This is a genomic window from Bradyrhizobium neotropicale (genome assembly GCF_001641695.1).
GTDB lineage: Bacteria > Pseudomonadota > Alphaproteobacteria > Rhizobiales > Xanthobacteraceae > Bradyrhizobium > Bradyrhizobium neotropicale.
Genome location: NZ_LSEF01000025.1, coordinates 175,684 through 193,542, shown reverse-complemented (window position 1 = coordinate 193,542; position 17,859 = coordinate 175,684). Strand labels below are relative to the sequence as shown.

Genomic DNA, 17,859 nt, shown 5'->3' with positions numbered 1-17,859 from the left:
GGGCTATCCCATGATGGCTGGGTCAAGCCAGCGCCCCGTCTACGCTTGCGCAGGATGGGAAATAGATCTCGCCAGACGAGAGTTGCGCTCCATGGGAGCGCCCGTTCCGCTGGGCGGACGAGCCTTTGAAATCCTTGCGGAATTGGTTGAAGCGGGGGGCGAGCTTGTCTCCAAGAACGACCTGACGGAAAGGGTCTGGCGCGGCGTCTTCGTCGAGGAGAGTGCCCTTCGCGTGCATATCGCCGCAATCCGGAAGGCCTTCGGAGCCGATCGCGACATGCTGGGAACGACGGTCGGTCGTGGCTATCGGCTGGTCGGAGCATGGCGGGTTCGGCAGATGGATGCGCCGCTACTTTCCGCCGCACCGGACCCGCGGCCGTCGACCAACATTCCAACGGCGTCATTCGATCTCGTCGGCCGAAGCACGGCGATTGCGCATCTGTGCGAGCTCGTCTCGGCGTATCGGGTGGTGAGCCTTGTCGGACCGGGCGGGATCGGCAAGACGGCGCTTGCGCTACAGGCAGCCCGATCGCTGCCGGCCGGCTTTGCCGCCGATAGATTGTTGATCGAACTGGCCTCGCTTTCGGATCCCGCATTTGTTCCTTCGGCCGTCGCAGGTGCGCTGGGAATCAAGCTGGAAGGGGAAGAGATTTCGCCGCAATCGGTCGCGCGGTCCATTGGTGGCCGGCAACTGCTGCTCATCCTCGACAATTGCGAGCATGTCGTCGATGAAGTGGCGAAGCTCGCCGAGACGATCGTCAGCCGCTGCTCTCGGACGACGATCATTGCGACCAGCCGTGAAGCGCTGCGCATTGATGGCGAACATGTCTATCGCGTACCCGCCTTGAGCGTGCCGCCGGAGTCCCGCCTCGCGCCCGATGCCATCTGCGAATACACGGCGGCGGAGTTGTTCATAACCAGGGCGAGGGCGCTGGGCTCCAGCTTCGCGATGGACGAAGAAAACCTTGCTGCCGTTGCAGCCATCTGCCGGCGGCTGGACGGCATTCCGCTCGCGATCGAGTTTGCCGCCGCGCGCGCCGTAATGCTCACTCCGCCGAAGATCGCAGCAATTCTCGACGACCGGTTCAAATTCCTGACGTCCGGTCGGCGCACGGCACTGCCGAGGCAGCAAACGCTTCGTGCGACGCTCGACTGGAGCTATGACCTGTTGCCGGAGGCCGAGGCGCGCGTCCTGCGCCAGCTCGGCATATTCGCCGGCGAGTTTCTGCTCGATGCAGCCATTGCGGTCTCCGGTGAGAACGCGAGCGATGTCACCGGCCAGCTCGCGAACCTGGTGGCCAAGTCACTCGTCGTCGCCGACATTCGCGGCGACCATCCGTACTATCGGCTGCTGGATACGACGCGCGCCTATGCGTTGGAGAAACTGCGCGCCAGTGGAGAATATTGCGACGCGGCCCGCCGGCAGGCTGAATATTATTGCAGTTTCTTCGCCGGTGCGGAGTCAGAAAGCGAGCTGAAACCCCAGCCGGAGTGGCTCGCCATCTATGGGCGGCACATCGACAATGTGCGTGCCAGCCTCGATTGGGCATTTTCGTCCGGCGGAGATGCTCAGATCGGAGCGGCGCTGACCGCCGTGGCGATCCCGCTATGGGTACAAATGTCGCTGCTTGCCGAATGCCGCGAGCGTACCGAGCTTGCCCTGGCGCGCCTTGACGACGACGCGGCGAACGCGGCGCGGTTGCGTATGCAATTGTCCGCCGCGCGTGGCTGGTCGCTGATGTATGGCGTTGGTCGGGGGCGCGAGGCCGGCCCTGCCTGGGCCGCGACGCTACGGCTCGCCGAGCAGCTTGACGACTGGGACTACCGATTACGGGCGCTTTGGGGACAGTGCATCGATCAGTTCAACAATGGCGAGTTCCGCAAGGCGCTCGAATTCGCGCACCGGTTCGCCGAGATCGTGGCCTACTCCAGCAATTCCGTCGACCGCATGATGGCCGACCGGCTGCTCGCAACCACCTTGCACTATCTCGGCGACCAGAAGCTCGCGCACCATCACATTGCGCGGACGCTGTCCCGTCTCTCGGATCTGTCGCCGAAGCCGCAGGTCGTCCGCTTTCGGTTCGACCTGCGGTCCTCGGCGCACTATTTCCACGCGCGCATCCTCTGGCTGCTCGGGTTGGCCGATCAGGCATTGGGCGTCGTTGCGCGCAACGTCGAGGAGGGCCGTGCCAGCGGTCATGCCCTGACGTTCTGCAGCGTGCTGGGCCAGGGCGCCTGTCCGATTACGTTCCTGGCCGGTGATCTCGACGCGGCGGAAAGCTATTGCAAACTGCTGATCGAGCACACCGAACGTCATCCGATCCGCCTCTGGAATATATGGGCGCACGCCTTCACAGGCGTGGTGATGGCGCGACGCGGCGCCGTCGCTGCCGGTCTCACCGCGCTGCGCAAGGCGCTCGAACAGGCGGGCGACGCCCGGTACCTGCCGCGTTTCCTGCTTCCGCTCGGCGAGCTGGCGGTATGCCTCGGCGAAGCCGGCGACGTATCGCTGGGACTTGCCACAGTCGACGAGGCGCTCGTGCGGTGCGAGGCGAGGGACGAGCGCTGGTACGAAGCCGAGCTTCTGCGCATCAAAGGCGAGTTGCTGCTGCGGGCCGGCTCGCATCACTCCGTTGCCGCGGCCGAACAGGCGTTCGACAAGGCGTTCGCGGTCGCGCAGGGCCAGGGCGCGCTGTCCTGGGAACTGAGGACTGCGATCAGTCTGGCAGGGTTGAGGATCAGCCAGGATCGCCCTGTTGAAGCACACCGCATCCTTGCGTCTGTATACGGTCATTTCACCGAAGGTTTGGAGACCGCGGATCTAAGACGAGCGCGAGCAATGATGGGGCAGCTGTCGTCCGGGTAGGTTGCAGCGGTGGATGCCCCGGGGGCGGCATCCGACCCATGCAGTCGGATGTGCGTGCGGCCTCGTCGAGCGCCGCAGCCCCCGTGCTCCAGAACTTCCGCAACTTGCTCATCGTTCCGCGCCTCATGCCGCAGCGTGGTGTGGCGCTTGCTCCGGTGTCTCATTGCCGGATCAGGATGCCCTGGCGCGCCGGCGGGGTCTTTCGGCTCCGCGCTCTTCTATCAGGATCGCACGGCGTCCCGATGCGAGATGCGAGCCGACCCGAAGCAGGGGCGACCTCTTGGGGATCGGAAATCCACGCTCCGATTCCATGCGTACAGACAACAAAAGCTGCGCTTTCGAACGACCAGCCTGTTGCATCGAGGCATGACTCGAGCGACATGGAGGCACCAGTGTCCCGCTTCTTGCTCGCCGTCATACGCAACTGCGGTGTCGCGATTGCGATCTCGATATTCTTCGCCGCTGCGCGCGCGCCGTCGCACGCGCCCCATCCCAGTGCGCTTGGCAGGCCTGCCACCGTTGTGGCGGGAAGTCCCGGGGCGATGCCACGCAGATCGGATTGCGGTCGCGTCCTCGGTGGTCGCTGTCGTCCGATCGATGCAATGCAGCCTATCCCCTGAGCGATATCTCCTCGCGCTGCGTTGCTGTAAGATCAACGATGCACTCTCTCAATTGCGCGCGAAATGAACCTTCTGTCACGGCGAGAACTCCTCGTAACGGCCACGCGCCTTGCCGCGCTGGTCGCATGGTCCGGCGGCGCAGGCGCCGATGATTACCCCTCCCGTCCCATCCGGCTGGTGATCCCGTATGCGGCGGGTGCCTCGGGCGACCAGATCGGCCGGCCCTGGGCCGAAAGGATCGCATCACTGCTCGGCCCGATCTATGTCGAGAACGTCGGTGGCGCCGGTGGCTCCGTTGGCTCCGCCATGGTGGCCCAGAGTGCGCCCGACGGCTATTCGCTCCTGCTCGGCAATGGCAGCACCCAGGTCATGATTCCGTTGTCCTCGGTGCGTCCTGCCTACGATCCGGTTCGCGATTTCCGGGCTGTCTATCGCCTGATCACCAGCACGCTTGCTTTCGTCGTACATCCCTCGCTCCCGGTGAGGGACCTCCAGGAGCTCGCCGCTTACGCGAGAGCCAATCCCGGCAAGCTTTCCTATGGCACTCCGGGGGTCGGCACCGGCAATCATCTTGTCGGCGAGATGTTCAGGCGGCGATCGAGCGTCCCGCTGGATCTTGTCCACGTTCCCTACCGGGGCATGGCACCTGCGACCAACGACCTCGTCAGCGGTCAGATCCCGGCCATGATCGCCGTCGTATCTGGTCACCTCGTGCAGTTGCACCGCGCCGGCAAGCTGCGCATGCTTGCCGTGACGAGCCAGAAGCGGCTCGGCGGTGCGCCGGACATTCCAACCGTCATCGAGGCTGGCATGCCCGACCTCGGATATGCCGGATGGTTCGGCCTGTTCGCGCCCAAGGCGACACCGGATGCGATCGTCTATCGCATATCCGCGGCAACCCGTGCTGCGATGGCCGATCCGGCGTTGCAGGAAACCTACCGTTCGCAAGGCATGGAGCCGGACGCCGATTCCAGCCCGGAGAAATTTCAGCAACTGGTGGAAGATGAGCTGGCGCACCTGGCGCCCGTCGTCAAAGCGATCGGACTTACGCGCGATTGAGGGCGCCGATCAACCGGCCGCGAACGAACCCGAAGAGTTCGATTTGGCGAGCAGCTCTCTGGCCGCCTTCAGGGCGCGTGTTTGGAATCCCTCGGTAAATCGTCCGTAGATTGGAGCGAGCATGTCGTGCGCTTCTGCACGGCGGCCCTGTCGCAGCCATAGCCTTGCAAGGCTGATCGCCGTACGCAGTTCGTAACCCAGCGCCCCCTGACGTCGGGCCAATTGCAGCGACTGCCTGAGGCACTGCTCCGCCTGCAGGAAGTTCCGATTGTCCTTGCGCATCAGCACTTCCGCCTTTGCCCGCAACATGTCGGGCATGTCCACCATGAAGTTGCGATGCCCAGCCCGGGCAATCGCCTCATCGATGATGTCGAGTGCTTCATCGCCGTGATCTGCGACCGCCAGAGCTTCGGCGAGCGGCGCGCAAAGTCCCGCCGCCGCGCTGAAATGCCGGCTCTGCAGCTTCTCTACAGAGCTTTTCAGCATGGCGAGCCCGATACCGGTCTCGCTCCGCCCCAGCAGCGCGATGCCCTTCATGGCCTCGCCGATCGTCTGGAGGATGGTGAGGTCCAGTCTGCGGGCTTCCGCGATGAGCCTGTCCAAGTGCACCTCGCAATCCCCAAGGTCCCCATTCCAAAGGAAGACACCAAATGCCCAGGGCAGCGCTCTGCAGAGCGTCATCGGATCGTTCAGTGCAATCACGTCCGAGATGGTTCGCCGCGCCGTTTCCGTGGCCTGATCGGGATGTCCCTGAAGCCAGAGGATGCGAGCGAGAGTGGTTTGAGCGCACTGCGGAAACTCGAGCGCCATGCCGCTATAGTCGTCGTGTTCCAGGTTCAAATGCAACAACGCGGCTTCGATGTGCGATCGGGCAGCGGAAATGTCGCCAAGATATTGGCAGGAAATGCTGAGCAATACGCGCATGCGCGCCACCGAAACAGAATCGCCGCTGGTGAGGGCGATGGCTTCGCCGCGCCTGGCAGTACTCAGCGCATCGTCAAAGTTACCGATATACAACTGGAGCAAGTGCAGCCGGCCGATCAGACCGATCTGCCCGGGTACGTCGCCAATCTTCTCCGCCAACGCGATTGCCCGGTTGAGGCAATTGACGCCCAATTCGTCGATTTGCCCTGTGAGCATCCGGGCCGACCCAAGCGCGCCATGTAGTGCGAGGTCGTGCCTGACGCTTCCGTCGGTTTCGTCCAGCGCCTTGATTGAGCGCGTGAGCCACAGCTGGCATTCAGTCAATAGCGACAGCTTGAAGAAGAGCGGTATCGATGCCGCAGCGAGGGCCACGCCGGTTCTTCGGTCTCCCTGATCTGAGAAGCACCACGTTAGCGCGCTGCGTATGTTGCCGGACTGATCGGCGATCGCCGAAAGATCTTCGTCCCGCTCGTCGCCCGTGGCTTCAAGCAGGCCGAGAAAGTAGGAGGCGTGGCGGCGCGCCATCATGCCGGCGTCCGCGCTGGCGGCAAGATTCTCCTGCGCGTAGGCCCGCGTCGTGTCCGGAAGCCGATAGCGACTGGATTGCGGGCCTGCGTTGAACGCCACCATCGATTTGGCAACGAGACTGGCGAGCGTCGTCGTGATTGTGTCGTCGTCGGCAGCCCCGGAACCGGCGACTGATCGGGCAGCCTCCAGAGTGAAGCTGCCGACGAATATGGATAGCCGGTTGAGGATCACGCGTTCCGATTCGGATAGAAGATTGTAGCTCCATTCGATGGTTGCACGGAGCGTCCGATGTCGGGGCAGCGCGGTACGTCGCCCCTCCCATAGCAGATTGAACTGCTTGTCGAGCAGCTCGACCGTGGTTTTGATGCCGTATGCGCAGACGTGGCCGGCGGTGAGCTCGATTGCGAGCGGTATTCCATCGAGCCGACGGCAGAGATTGCCGACGTCCGACGCGTTCGCGTCCGTCAACTCGAAATTATCGCCCCCGGTGATCGCGCGCTTCACAAAAAGTTCTACCGCGGGATAGGTAAGCGCGCTCGCAGCCCTTAGATCGGCGTCCTCCGGTGGACCTGCGAGGGGCGGGAGACGATCTACGTGCTCCCCTTCGACGCGCAGCAACTCGCGGCTCGTGGCCAGGATATGCAGCTCGGGCGCCTCCTTGTAGAGGCGTTCGGCAAGTGCTGCCGTCGTTTCGATGACATGCTCACAGCAATCCAGGATCAACAGCATTCGCCTGTTGCGCAGGAAAGCCGCCAGACTTTCGGTAGGATCGTTTGATCGAACCGGCAGCCCAAGCGCTGACGCGGTGATGTCAGGCACGAGAGCGGCATCGCCGATCTCGCCGAGGCTCAGAAAGTAGACCTGGCCGGCGAACTCGTCGATCAGGGCGTGGCCAACGGAAACGGCGACCGTCGTCTTGCCGATGCCGCCGGGACCGACGATGGTGACGAAGCGCTGGATCGTCAGCTTCTCGGCTATCTCCTGGATGGTCTGTTCGCGTCCGACCACCTGGCGGGGAAGCGCCGGAAGATGGTCGGCGTGAGTGGAACTGACCGGCGTGGGCTGCGCGCGCTCCAGGCGCGCGACGGATCCGATGAAGCAGTAGCCCTGTCCGGACACCGTGCTCAGATATTTGGCGCCGGCGTTGCCGTCTCCGAGCGCCTTGCGAAGCGCCGCGACGTGAACACGCAGGCTGCCTTCGTCGACGCTGGCACCAGGCCATGCTCTGGCCATCAGATCGCTCTTGCTGATGACGGCGCCTGCGTGCCTGATCAATACGAGAAGAATGTCGAATGCGCGCGCCGACAGTTGAACGGGCCTGCCATCCCTTTCGATCCGTCTCCGCGCGGGATCCAGGCGAAAGGGGCCAAACGCGAAAACTCCGCAAGCGGCGGGTTGAGTCGCGACTGCAACGCTGCTGCTCTGATCGCGGGAATCCATTTGGGGCATATTGAGCCGACGGCCGACCTGTGGCGTTCAAAGGCTTGGGAGCACGCCAAGACGTGTGAACGTAGAGGCAATCTCAACTTAACAGCCGACGTTGCGGCGGTAAAGGATCACCTGCATGACATGCGTGTCACAATTCGAGCGCAGCTCCGCGAGCTCGGACGAGCATGCTGGATTTTCAGAAAACAGCTGTCGATTCTGGAAAAGCACCACAGCTGCGCTCGTTCAGTTCGGCATCGTCCTCTTCCTCGGGATCGCCCGAAGATGGTTGTCCATCTGGGAGACTGACCTGGCCTATCCGATGATCGTCGGTTTGAGAATATCGGCGAGCCCGATCCGGCGCAGCAGTTCCGTCCGTATCCGATCCGCGACGGCATCGACGACTGCAGCTCCGTCGTCGTCGGCACCGAAATGAACCCGTAATGGACGCTGCCCGAACGGCGTGTCCACGACGTTTGCGATTGCGCGCGCGACGTCTTGTGGGGCCGGATCCCGGGGCGAAAGCTCAGCGAGGCCCGCGAGCGCGATTTCGCTCACGTCGGCAGTCGGACCGTCCGCATATTCTTCCGCCCGGATGGTATCGAGCGGTCTGCCGGAGCGAACATAGTGGCCGGGACCGAGAGCGCCGGGAACGACGATCGTGGTTTCGATGCCCCAGCGTGCGAGCTCACCGGCGTAGCTCAACGCCAATGCATCCACAGCCGCCTTTGACGAAGCATAGGGACCGAGAAACGGCACCGAACCGCCGCGCGCGCTGCTGGAGGTGATCCATATCAGCAGGCCCTGGCCCTGCTTGCGCAATTGCGGCAGTGCTGCGCGATTGACGCGCTGCGTGCTGAGCACGTTGGTATCGTAGAGTTCGGCGAGCTGCTCCGCCGTAAAGGCCTCCGTCGGTCCGTACACGACTTGACCGGCGTTGTGCACGACCACGTCAAGCCGGCCATTTTCGTCAATGATGCTGTCAATGGCCGAATTGACCGATGTTTCGGAAGACACATCGAGCTCGATCGCACGCAGATCGAGGCCATCCTTGATGGCTTCTGCTCTGATCTCCTCGACATGATGCGCATTGCGACCGTTCGTCTCTCGCATTGAGACGTAAACCGTGTGTCCCGCCCGCGCCAGTTCCGTGCACGCGCTTCTTCCGATTCCGTTCGCAGCCCCCGTGACGATGATCACTTTGCCCATTCGATTCCCAATCGCATTCAAGCCTTCCGCACATCGCTGCGCCCTACGGCACAACTGCATCGCCTCGCGGCTGGCTGCGCCGCGTTGAGCGAGCAATGTCCGGAATAAGATGCAGGGCAGGGCGGGTCTTTCGCTCCTGGTGAGCGTTTTCCAAAAAGCACGAATCTTTTCGAAAAGGCCCGGCCCGCCGGGAATAACTCGCCTACGACGGGTCCGACCGCCGTCTCGCGCGTGCGCGCCGTGCCTTCCCGAAATTGGCAACAGGTTTGGGAAGATCGCCGCCAAGGGGGCAGACTACAAGGAGACCAACTCGAATATCGGACCGCCGGCGTCTGATCACGCACATCTCAAGGAGACGGAATGAAGCAGTCAGGCAAGCTACCACGGTCCAGCCTTGGATCGCTCGTCCTGATCGCGGCCGTCCTTGGGGGCGGCGCCGCCGCCTTCGCGTACTCCGCCGGATGGCTCTCTCCCGGGCGGCTCACGCCGGGACGCATGATCGAGGCGCTGGCGCCGCCAGGCGGCGCGCCGCCCGGGTACCGGCGAAATCACGCAAAGGGAATCTGTTTCACCGGCGTGTTCGAAGCGAACGGAAACGGCGTGGAGCTTTCCCGTGCCAAGGCCTTCGCGCAAGGCCGCTACCCGGCCCTCGGTCGCTTCAATCTCGGCACGGCCGACCCCAACGCAGTGGACGCGACGGTGCGGGTGCGTGGCCTCGGGCTGATGATCTCGCCCGCGGAAGGCGAGGAATGGCGGACCGCGATGATCAACCCGCCGGTCTTCGCGGTCTCCACGCCCCAGGCATTTCACGATCTCCTGCTGGCTGCCGGTAGCAAGAACCCTGAGGCGATGAAGGCGTTCGTCGGCGCGAATCCGGAGTTTGCCGGGTTCGCGAGCTGGGCCAAGACGGCGCCCTGGACCGGCAGCTATGCGGAGGAACCGTATAACGGCCTCAACAGCTTCATCTTCACGAATGCGAGCGGCACCGAGCACGCCGTGCGATGGTCGCTGCTGCCGTCGGCCAAGCCCATACCGGTCTCGAAAGCCGAGCTCGATGAGCGTGGTCCCGACTTCCTCGAGCAGGAGATCACGGAGCGGGTTCGGACCGCCGGTCCGCAACGCTGGACCATGCTCGTCACGGTCGCCGACCCCAGCGATCCTACGGCTGATCCGAGCAAAGCGTGGCCACAGGGCCGCCGCACGGTAGAGGTCGGAACGCTGGTCGTGCAGCGGATCGAGCCGGAGCGGGATGGCCCTTGCCGCGACATCAACTTCGATCCCACCGTCCTGCCGCCAGGCATGCGCGTATCGGACGACCCGTTCCCGGCTGCGCGATCATCGGTCTACCGCAAATCCTATGATCTTCGCACGGCGGAAGCCAAGGACTATCCCCGCAACAAGGCCGCCAAGCCATGACCAACGCTCCCGATCGCTTTGCTTTGCTTCAGCGGCTGCTGCACTGGCTGATGGCGGTCTGCATCTTCGTGATGCTCTTCATCGGCGTAGGCATGGTGTCGACCGTCGCGCCGAAATATCTGCCGCTCATCCTCATCCACAAGACGCTGGGCGTCGCTCTGCTTTTCCTCGTCCTGATGCGGCTGGCGCTGCGGCTGTATTACGGTGCCCCGCCGTTGCCGGCCGATCTGCCGAGGGCGACGAAGGTCGGCGCTGCGCTGTCGCATCAGGCGCTCTATGCGCTCATGATCGTCATGCCGTTGCTCGGCCTCGGAATGCTCTGGGCGGCGGCTTATCCGGTCGTCCTGTATGGCGGAATCCAGATTCCCGCGCTGCTGCCGCAGAGCGATGGCGTGCACACGCTGCTCTGGAATGCCCACTTCTATCTGGGATTTGCGTTTTTCGCGCTGGTGCTGCTGCACCTCGCAGCAGGGCTGTTCCACGCATTGATCCGGCGCGATGGGGTCTTCGAGAAAATGGCTCTGTTCCGGCTGCCCGGCAGGACAGCGCCCTGAGCGGCGCGCGCCGGTCGATGATCACGCGTGCAATCTGAAAATGGTCTTTCGGGCCCGAAAGACCGTTCGCGTGGCATGCCGCTAGAGTTCCCGAACCACCAACAAGGATGCTGACAATGATCAGAGCAGAACTTCAAACTCCGACAGATCTGGGCGCGAATGCGAACCGCGACGTTCCCGCCGCGCTGCGCGCGCTGCTGGCGGATGTCTTCGCGCTGTACCTGAAGACCAAGAACTTCCACTGGCATGTGTCGGGCAGCCATTTTCGCGACTATCACCTCATGCTCGACGAGCAGGCCGAGCAGATTTTCGCCATGACCGACGACATCGCCGAGCGCGCACGCAAGATCGGCGGGACGACGCTGCGCTCGATCGGGCACATCGCACGCGAGCAGCGCATCCCCGACAACGATGCAGAATATGTGGAGCCACAGGACATGCTCGCGGAGCTGCGTGACGACAATCAGCAACTGACGCGGGAAATGCGCCGCGTCCATGAGCTCTGCGACGAATATGGCGACGTCGCAACCGCAAGTCTGTTGGAAAACTGGATCGATGAGACCGAACGGCGCATCTGGTTCCTGTACGAGTCCGGACGGACGGGTTCGAAGCCCTGAGCTCGACATAGCGTCCGGCAGGGAGCCGAGTGAAGGATGAGCGGGCCGTCGGAGCTGTTGCCGGATGGCGGGGATATGGCCGAACGCCTGGTGTTGCGCGAGCTCTCGCACGAACTCGGCGATGAGCTCGCCTCCGTGATCAAACTCGTCTCGGTGGCGGCAAGCCGCTGCGACAGTCCCGAAGCGAGGGCGAGCCTCGCTTCGGTGCGGGATAGGCTGCGAGGCCATGCGCAGGTTCATCGCTCACTGCAAATGATGGAATATACCACGACGATCGATCTGGCGGCCTATCTCCACCATTTGTGCCGTTCGATCAGCCGTTCGAGGCTCGAGCGCGACGGTATTGCGCTGTCATTGTTGCTCGATCCAGTGAGGATGAGCTCGGAGCGATGCCGGCTGCTCGGCATGATCGTCTTTGAATTGCTCGCAGATTCAGCGCGGCACGTTCCCCACGGGGGAGCGGGCGCCATTCATCTTGAAATGTGGCCGACGGATACGTCGATCGCGTGCTGCGTCACCGACAACGGCTCATCAGACGAGGGCGCACACCTCGAGAGGGGCAGCGCTGTCGTCGAGGCGCTTGCCGCCAGCGTGCGTGGAACAGTTGATATCCGCAGGGGATTGGACGGGACACGCGTCGTCGTCAATATCCCGCGCGGGGCAGACGAGATGCCTGTTGCAGGCGAATAAATTCGCGGCCGCCAGCGGCCTGCATCGTGCAGACGGGCAATATCGACCGCATACGTGAAAGATGACCGGCGCCGGGTCGTCCAAGCTGACCCCATTCGCGACCTGAAAGAACGGTCGTGTAACGAGGGTCAAGTCATGACGGACATGTCGAACACGAAAACGTCGCTGGGACACGCCATCCACGCGATCACCGGGAAATGGGGCTGGTTCGTTGCGCTGGGGGTCGGCGAACTGATCCTTGGCGGCATCGCATCGACAAACCTGATGGCGGCCAGTCTGGCTTCCGTGCTGGTCATCGGAGCCACCATGGTGGTCGCCGGCATTTTCCAGATCGTACATGCCTTTTCAATGCACGGCCTGCGTGGCTTTCTGTTCTGGCTCTTGGCGGGGATCGCTTATACGGCCGCCGGAGCGATCATCCTCTACGACCCGCTTCTCGCCTCGTTCACGCTGTCCCTCGTGGTTTGCGCCTTCCTGGTTGCCGCCGGTGTGATGCGGACATGGGCTGGCTTCCACATGAGGCCGGCCGCAGGCTGGCGCTGGATCGTGGCTGCCGGTGTTTTGACGTTCTGTGTCGGCATTCTCCTCGTCGCGACCTGGCCCGCGATCGGCCTTTGGCTGCTCGGCGCGATGCTGGTGGTCGACCTGATCTTCCAGGGGTGGGGACTGATCGCGTTCGGGCTCGCGCTCAGATCGCGTGCGACCAGGCATTCGAGCCAGCCGGCAACGGTGTGAGCCATGATGAGCAGCACAACACTCGCGCGGCATCAGGAGATTGCCTGGCGGCGCGGCCACGTCATGGCGACGTCGCGTCTGGTGGCCGAAGAGACAGCAATTGCTCTTAGCTACAATGGATCGACTCACGCGGTGATGATGGCAACGCCGGACGATCTCGAGGACTTTGGCGTCGGCTTCACGCTGACTGAGGGCATCGTGGAACGTGCGAGTGACATCCAGAGCATCGACCTGATCCGGAGCGAGCTTGGAATCGAGATCCGGATGTGGCTCGATGGGGATCGCGCGACGCGCCTGGCTGCGCGCCGCCGCGCCATGAGCGGTCCGGTTGGATGCGGGCTATGCGGTATCGAAAGCCTTGAGCAGGCACGCCGGCCCGCTTCTCCTGTGCCGGATCGAGACACTGTCTTTCACGCCCGCGACCTGCTGGGTGCAATGCAGGCGCTGGCTCCCCTCCAGATCCTGAATCAGCAGACCCGATCCGTGCACGCGGCGGCCTTTTGGCATCCTCGCTCCGGCATCGGCCCTGTCCGAGAGGACGTCGGCCGGCACAATGCGCTCGACAAGCTCGCCGGCGCGATTGCTCGCCGACGGAAATCTGCCTGTGCCGGTGCCGTATTGCTGACAAGCCGCGTTTCGGTCGAGATGGTGCAGAAGGCCGCAATGATCGGCGTGCCGGTCGTGATCGCGGTGTCCGCGCCAACCACGCTCGCGATCCGAACCGCGGAGGAGGCGGGGATCACGTTGCTCGCGATCGCTCGCGACGACGGATACGGCGTGTTCACCCATCCCCATCGCATTCTCCTGCCCGAAAACGTCGCGCCGCGCGCAGATTGCTGATCTCGTGGGCCGTGCAAATGGCGATGGAAGCTGCGCCTCCGAAGCTGGAGCCCAAACCGCTGGTCGTCGACGCCTCCGGCGTCGAGCAATCGCTTGCTGTTGCGTCCCTTCTGACGATGTCGGGCGGATTCCTCGACGCCTTCACCTGGCTCTCGCTCGGCGGCGTGTTTGGAAGCTCCCACACCGGCAACGTGGTTTTCGTCGGAATGTACGCCGCATCAGGGCAATGGCATCAGGCGGCTCACCACCTCCTTCCGATCCTTGCTTTTCTGGCCGGTGCATCGTTGGCGATCCGGCTCAATGCGCCGCTGCTGTGCCTCTGCGGCAAGATCGTCTGTCTGGCTGCGGTGATGCTGACGCTGCACCGGATCTCCGAACCGGTTGCCATCATCGGAATTTCCTTCGGAAGCGCGCTACAGTCGGCGAGCTTCAGGCAGGTCGGGCGCCTGAACTATCTCTCGGTCGCTGTCACCGGGAACATGTTCCGCACGCTTGACCAACTCGCGGCGATCCCGCGTGCCGAGGCGGCACGCGGCGCTGTGGCCATGCTCACGATCTGCCTGATGTTCTTGTTCGGGGCTGCGGTCGGCGGCTGGGCCACGCTGCGGTTTGACGCTGCAAGTCTGGCGCTGCCGATTACATTATCGACTTTCGCGCTCTGGCTTTGCCGCCGGCGCCGCGCAATCTGAGCCTATCCGGCCCTCACCATCGGCTTTGCGGCCGGGCTCGCCGCATTGGAAACCGACGCGATCGCGCAAGAGCCAGCCCGGCGAGCTGCCGCCATTCCATTCGACAAAAGGACGTTCGTTCGCGAAAGCGCCTGCGGGGCGAGGCGCCTACGTTGCCAGCGGCGCCGAGCGCGTTTCCGATGCAACTGCCGGGAGATGCAAGCATGAACGACCTCCGCAAAGAAACAGACAGTTTGGGCGAAGTCGGTGTTCCCGCCGACAAGCTCTGGGGAGCGCAGACTCAGCGTTCGCTCGAGCATTTCAGCATCGGAAAGGATCTGATGCCGCGTGAGATGATCGCGTCCTACGCGACCCTGAAGAAAGCGGCGGCAAACGCCAACTGTGCAGGAGGCCGCCTCGACGGTAAGCTTCACAAGCTGATCGTCCATGTCTGCGACGAGATTCTCGCAGGGCAGCATCATGACATGTTTCCGCTTCATGTCTGGATGACGGGAAGCGGCACGCAGTTCAACATGAACGTGAATGAGGTGATCTCCAACCGGTGCTGTCAGCTCGCCGGCACCCCGCTTGGCAGCAAGCGCCCGGTCCATCCGAACGATCACGTCAACATGTCGCAATCATCGAACGACAGCTTTCCATCGGCGATGTACATTGCGGCTGCCGTGAATGTGACGCAGCGCCTCGTGCCGGCGGTCAAAGCGCTGCACGATGCGATTGCCGCAAAAGCAGGGGAGTGGGGCGATATCGTCAAGATCGGCCGCACCCACATGCAGGATGCCACCCCGCTGACCTTGGGCCAGGAATGGTCGGGATACGCCGGCATGCTCGAGGACGACCTGGGGCGCATCGACGGTGCGCTCGGAGGCGTGTTCCGGCTCGCGCTCGGCGGTACAGCCGTCGGCACCGGAATTAACGCGGCTCCCGGCTTTGCCGAGGCGGTGGCCGCCGAGATCGCGCGGCTGACGAGACTGCCCTTTGTCAGCGCACCGAACAAGTTCGCCGTGCAGGGCGCGCATGACGCGCTGGTGCAGCTGTCGGGCACGCTGCGTACGCTCGCGAGCTCACTGTACAAGATCGGGAACGATATCCGTTTGATGTCCTGCGGTCCGCGCGCGGGGTTCGCGGAGCTGCTGATTCCGGAGAACGAGCCCGGCTCCTCGATCATGCCGGGTAAGGTCAACCCGACGCAGGCTGAGGCGTTGACGATGATCGCAGTGCAGGTAATGGCGAATGACGTCGCTGTGGGGTTCGGCGGCGCCGGCGGTTATCTGGAGATGAATGTCTACAAGCCGCTGATCATCCATAACATTGCACAGTCGATCACCATCCTCACCGACGGATGCACGAACTTCCGCAAATTCCTCGTCGAGGGAACGCGGCCGAACCGCAAGAAGATCGAGGAGTATGTGGAGCGTTCGCTGATGCTCGTTACCGCGCTGGCCCCGGTGATCGGTTACGACAAGGCGTCGAAGATCGCGCACTACGCGATGGACAACGATCTCACGCTGAGGGCGGCAGCGCTCAAGCTCGGTTTCGTGACCGAGCAGGAGTTCGATCGCGTGGTCGACCCCGCAAAGATGGTCAAGCCTTATGTCGCCGAGGCCACGGCGCCTCGCGCGATCGGTGCGCCGGCAACTTGACGGGTGAATGCTGGCCTCGCGTGCGAGCGCAGCGACAACAATGTGAGGAGAGAACCAATGATCCGCTGCGTGCGTCTATGGACCGGTGAGGACAATAATTCCCATTTCGAGGAAGGGATCATCGAGCTGGAGCCGGGCGCGCGCGGCGACGCCCTCAGCAGCAGGGTCGATGTGGCCACCGTCTCGTTCCAGGAAACCGCGTCGGGCGGGGCCTTCTCCTGGCACACGGCGCCGGTCCGCCAATTCGTGATTACGCTAAGTGGAACGCTCGATTTCCAAACGCGCGACGGCGAGCACTTCCTGCTTCATCCCGGCGACGTCCTGCTGGCGGAAGACACCGCAGGCTCCGGACACAGCTGGACGCTGACGGATGATGCGTCCTGGCGCCGCGCCTATGTGGTGCTGACGCCGGGGGCGCAGGTGCCATTCCGCACAAAGGCGCGGCAGCGGACCCAGGCCTGATCTGCAATCCAAAAACAGCGAACGAGGAGAAATCCCATGCAAGGCACTTCCAATTCCGAACTCGACGTCGCGCTCATTGGCGCTGGTATCATGAGCGCCACGCTCGGTGTCCTTCTCAAGGAGCTGGAGCCCTCGCTCACGATCCAGATGTTCGAGGTTCTGGAGGATTGCGCTCAAGAAAGTTCGGACGCCTGGAACAATGCCGGCACCGGGCACGCGGCGAACTGCGAGATGAACTACACGCCGGAACGGCCCGACGGCAGCATCGACATCTCCAAGGCGCTTCAGGTCAACGTCGAGTTCGACCTGTCCCGGCAATTCTGGTCCCATCTGGTCGGGCGGGGGGCGATCGCCGATCCGCGGACCTTCATCCACCCGGTGCCTCACATGAGCTTCGTGCACGGCGCCGACAATGTTGCGTTCCTCCGCAAGCGGTTCAAGGCGATGTCTGCCCATCATTGCTATGAGGGCATGGAGTACAGCGAGGACCGGAAGAAGATTGCCGACTGGGTTCCGCTGGTGATGGAAGGACGGAGCGGCGACGATCCCGTGGCCGCAACGCGCATCGTCACCGGTACTGACGTCGACTACGGTTCGCTGACTCATCTTCTGGTCGCTCATCTCGTCAACCAGTCCGGCTGCGCCGTTCGCTACAAGAGCTGCGTCACGGAGATTGTCCGCGAACCGGATGGTCACTGGCGTATCGACGTGCGCGATACCGACAGCGGCGAGACGCGGTCGGTCCGCGCGAAGTTCGTGTTCATCGGCGCCGGCGGCGGTGCACTGCCGCTGCTGCAGAAATCCGGCATTCCGGAAGGGCGCGGTTACGCGGGCTTTCCGGTCAGCGGGATCTGGCTGCGCTGCGACGATCCGGAGATCAACAAGCGCCACCATGCCAAGGTCTACGGCAAGGCGGCAGTTGGCTCGCCACCGATGTCCGTGCCGCATCTCGATACACGCGTGATCGGGGGGCAGCACTCGCTGCTGTTCGGTCCCTATGCGGGCTTCTCGAGCAAGTTTCTCAAGCACGGGTCGCTGCTCGATCTGTTCGAGTCCGTCCGTCCTGCCAACGTCGAGCCGTTGCTGGCGGTGGCGCGCGACAATTTCGATCTCACCGAATATCTGATCGGTCAACTGCTGCAGTCCGAAAATCGACGCCTGGCGACGCTCGACGAGTATTTTCCGAACGCGGATCCCAAGGACTGGCGATTGCAGGTCGCGGGTCAGCGCGTTCAGATCATCAAGCCGGACGTCAAGCGCGGTGGATTGCTCGAATTCGGAACCGAGCTCGTTGGCGCCGCCGATCATTCCCTGGTCGCGCTTCTCGGGGCCTCACCGGGCGCTTCCACCGCCGCGTTCATCGCCATCGGCGTGCTGGAGAAGTGCTTCTCCGGCGAGCTCACGGCAAGTGCCTGGCTGCCGAAGCTGAAGCAGATCATCCCATCCTACGGCGTGTCGTTGATCGAGGATGCGGATCTGTGCCGGCAGATACGTGCGGTGACGGCCGAGGTCCTCAAGGTCGACAACATCCCCGCCACACCGGTGCTGCCGGCGGCGAAGCGAGCCTGAGCGGGCAGGAGAATTT

The 17,859-nt window shown here is 63.4% G+C and carries 14 protein-coding genes; 12 read left to right on the top strand and 2 right to left on the bottom strand.

The features are described from left to right. Window positions 1–10: 10 nt before the first annotated feature. Both AXW67_RS04790 and AXW67_RS04785 read left to right on the top strand, forming a co-directional pair. Window positions 11–2,866, top strand: a complete 2,856-nt coding sequence (locus AXW67_RS04790) for an ATP-binding protein (protein WP_063676909.1) — start codon at window positions 11–13, stop codon at window positions 2,864–2,866. Between the two features lie 683 nt (window positions 2,867–3,549). Continuing rightward, window positions 3,550–4,545, top strand: coding sequence for a Bug family tripartite tricarboxylate transporter substrate binding protein (locus AXW67_RS04785; RefSeq protein ID WP_063676908.1), 996 nt, complete (start codon window positions 3,550–3,552; stop codon window positions 4,543–4,545). A 9-nt stretch (window positions 4,546–4,554) separates the two neighbouring features. Here AXW67_RS04785 and AXW67_RS04780 read toward each other — a convergent pair whose 3' ends face one another. After that, window positions 4,555–7,437 (bottom strand): ATP-binding protein, encoded by a 2,883-nt coding sequence (locus tag AXW67_RS04780; protein ID WP_082907768.1) that lies wholly within the window; start codon window positions 7,435–7,437, stop codon window positions 4,555–4,557. A 300-nt stretch (window positions 7,438–7,737) separates the two neighbouring features. Then, window positions 7,738–8,631 carry an SDR family oxidoreductase gene (locus tag AXW67_RS04775; RefSeq protein ID WP_063676906.1) on the bottom strand — a complete coding sequence of 298 codons (894 nt, stop codon included), beginning with the start codon at window positions 8,629–8,631 and terminating at the stop codon, window positions 7,738–7,740. Window positions 8,632–8,991: 360 nt separating this feature from the next. Here AXW67_RS04775 and AXW67_RS04770 point away from each other — a divergent pair, with 360 nt between their 5' ends. From AXW67_RS04770 to mqo, 10 genes are all read left to right on the top strand, one after another. Then, window positions 8,992–10,047, top strand: coding sequence for a catalase family peroxidase (locus tag AXW67_RS04770; RefSeq protein ID WP_063676905.1), 1,056 nt, complete (start codon window positions 8,992–8,994; stop codon window positions 10,045–10,047). After that, on the top strand, window positions 10,044–10,601 hold the full coding sequence (locus AXW67_RS04765) for a cytochrome b (RefSeq protein WP_063676904.1): 558 nt from the start codon (window positions 10,044–10,046) through the stop codon (window positions 10,599–10,601). The genes AXW67_RS04770 and AXW67_RS04765 overlap by 4 nt, the downstream gene beginning before the upstream one ends. A gap of 116 nt (window positions 10,602–10,717) precedes the next feature. Continuing rightward, a complete protein-coding gene (locus AXW67_RS04760) occupies window positions 10,718–11,218 on the top strand; it encodes a Dps family protein (protein ID WP_063676979.1) in 501 nt (166 codons plus the stop codon). Window positions 11,219–11,293: 75 nt separating this feature from the next. Continuing rightward, window positions 11,294–11,908 carry a sensor histidine kinase gene (locus AXW67_RS04755; protein WP_161491224.1) on the top strand — a complete coding sequence of 205 codons (615 nt, stop codon included), beginning with the start codon at window positions 11,294–11,296 and terminating at the stop codon, window positions 11,906–11,908. Window positions 11,909–12,043: 135 nt separating this feature from the next. Next, a complete protein-coding gene (locus AXW67_RS04750) occupies window positions 12,044–12,643 on the top strand; it encodes an HdeD family acid-resistance protein (protein WP_063676902.1) in 600 nt (199 codons plus the stop codon). 6 nt (window positions 12,644–12,649) lie between these two features. Further along, window positions 12,650–13,483 carry a formate dehydrogenase accessory sulfurtransferase FdhD gene (gene fdhD, locus AXW67_RS04745; RefSeq protein WP_430648700.1) on the top strand — a complete coding sequence of 278 codons (834 nt, stop codon included), beginning with the start codon at window positions 12,650–12,652 and terminating at the stop codon, window positions 13,481–13,483. Between the two features lie 23 nt (window positions 13,484–13,506). Beyond that, window positions 13,507–14,172: a YoaK family protein gene (locus tag AXW67_RS04740; RefSeq protein WP_245315414.1), complete on the top strand. Its 666-nt coding sequence runs from the start codon at window positions 13,507–13,509 to the stop codon at window positions 14,170–14,172. A gap of 203 nt (window positions 14,173–14,375) precedes the next feature. Beyond that, window positions 14,376–15,812 (top strand): class II fumarate hydratase, encoded by a 1,437-nt coding sequence (fumC, locus tag AXW67_RS04735; protein ID WP_063676900.1) that lies wholly within the window; start codon window positions 14,376–14,378, stop codon window positions 15,810–15,812. Window positions 15,813–15,869: 57 nt separating this feature from the next. Next, window positions 15,870–16,274, top strand: coding sequence for a cupin domain-containing protein (locus tag AXW67_RS04730; RefSeq protein ID WP_063676899.1), 405 nt, complete (start codon window positions 15,870–15,872; stop codon window positions 16,272–16,274). Window positions 16,275–16,310: 36 nt separating this feature from the next. Further along, entirely contained in the window at window positions 16,311–17,843 is a 1,533-nt protein-coding gene (gene mqo / locus AXW67_RS04725; RefSeq protein ID WP_063676898.1) for a malate dehydrogenase (quinone), read from the top strand. Window positions 17,844–17,859: the final 16 nt, after the last annotated feature.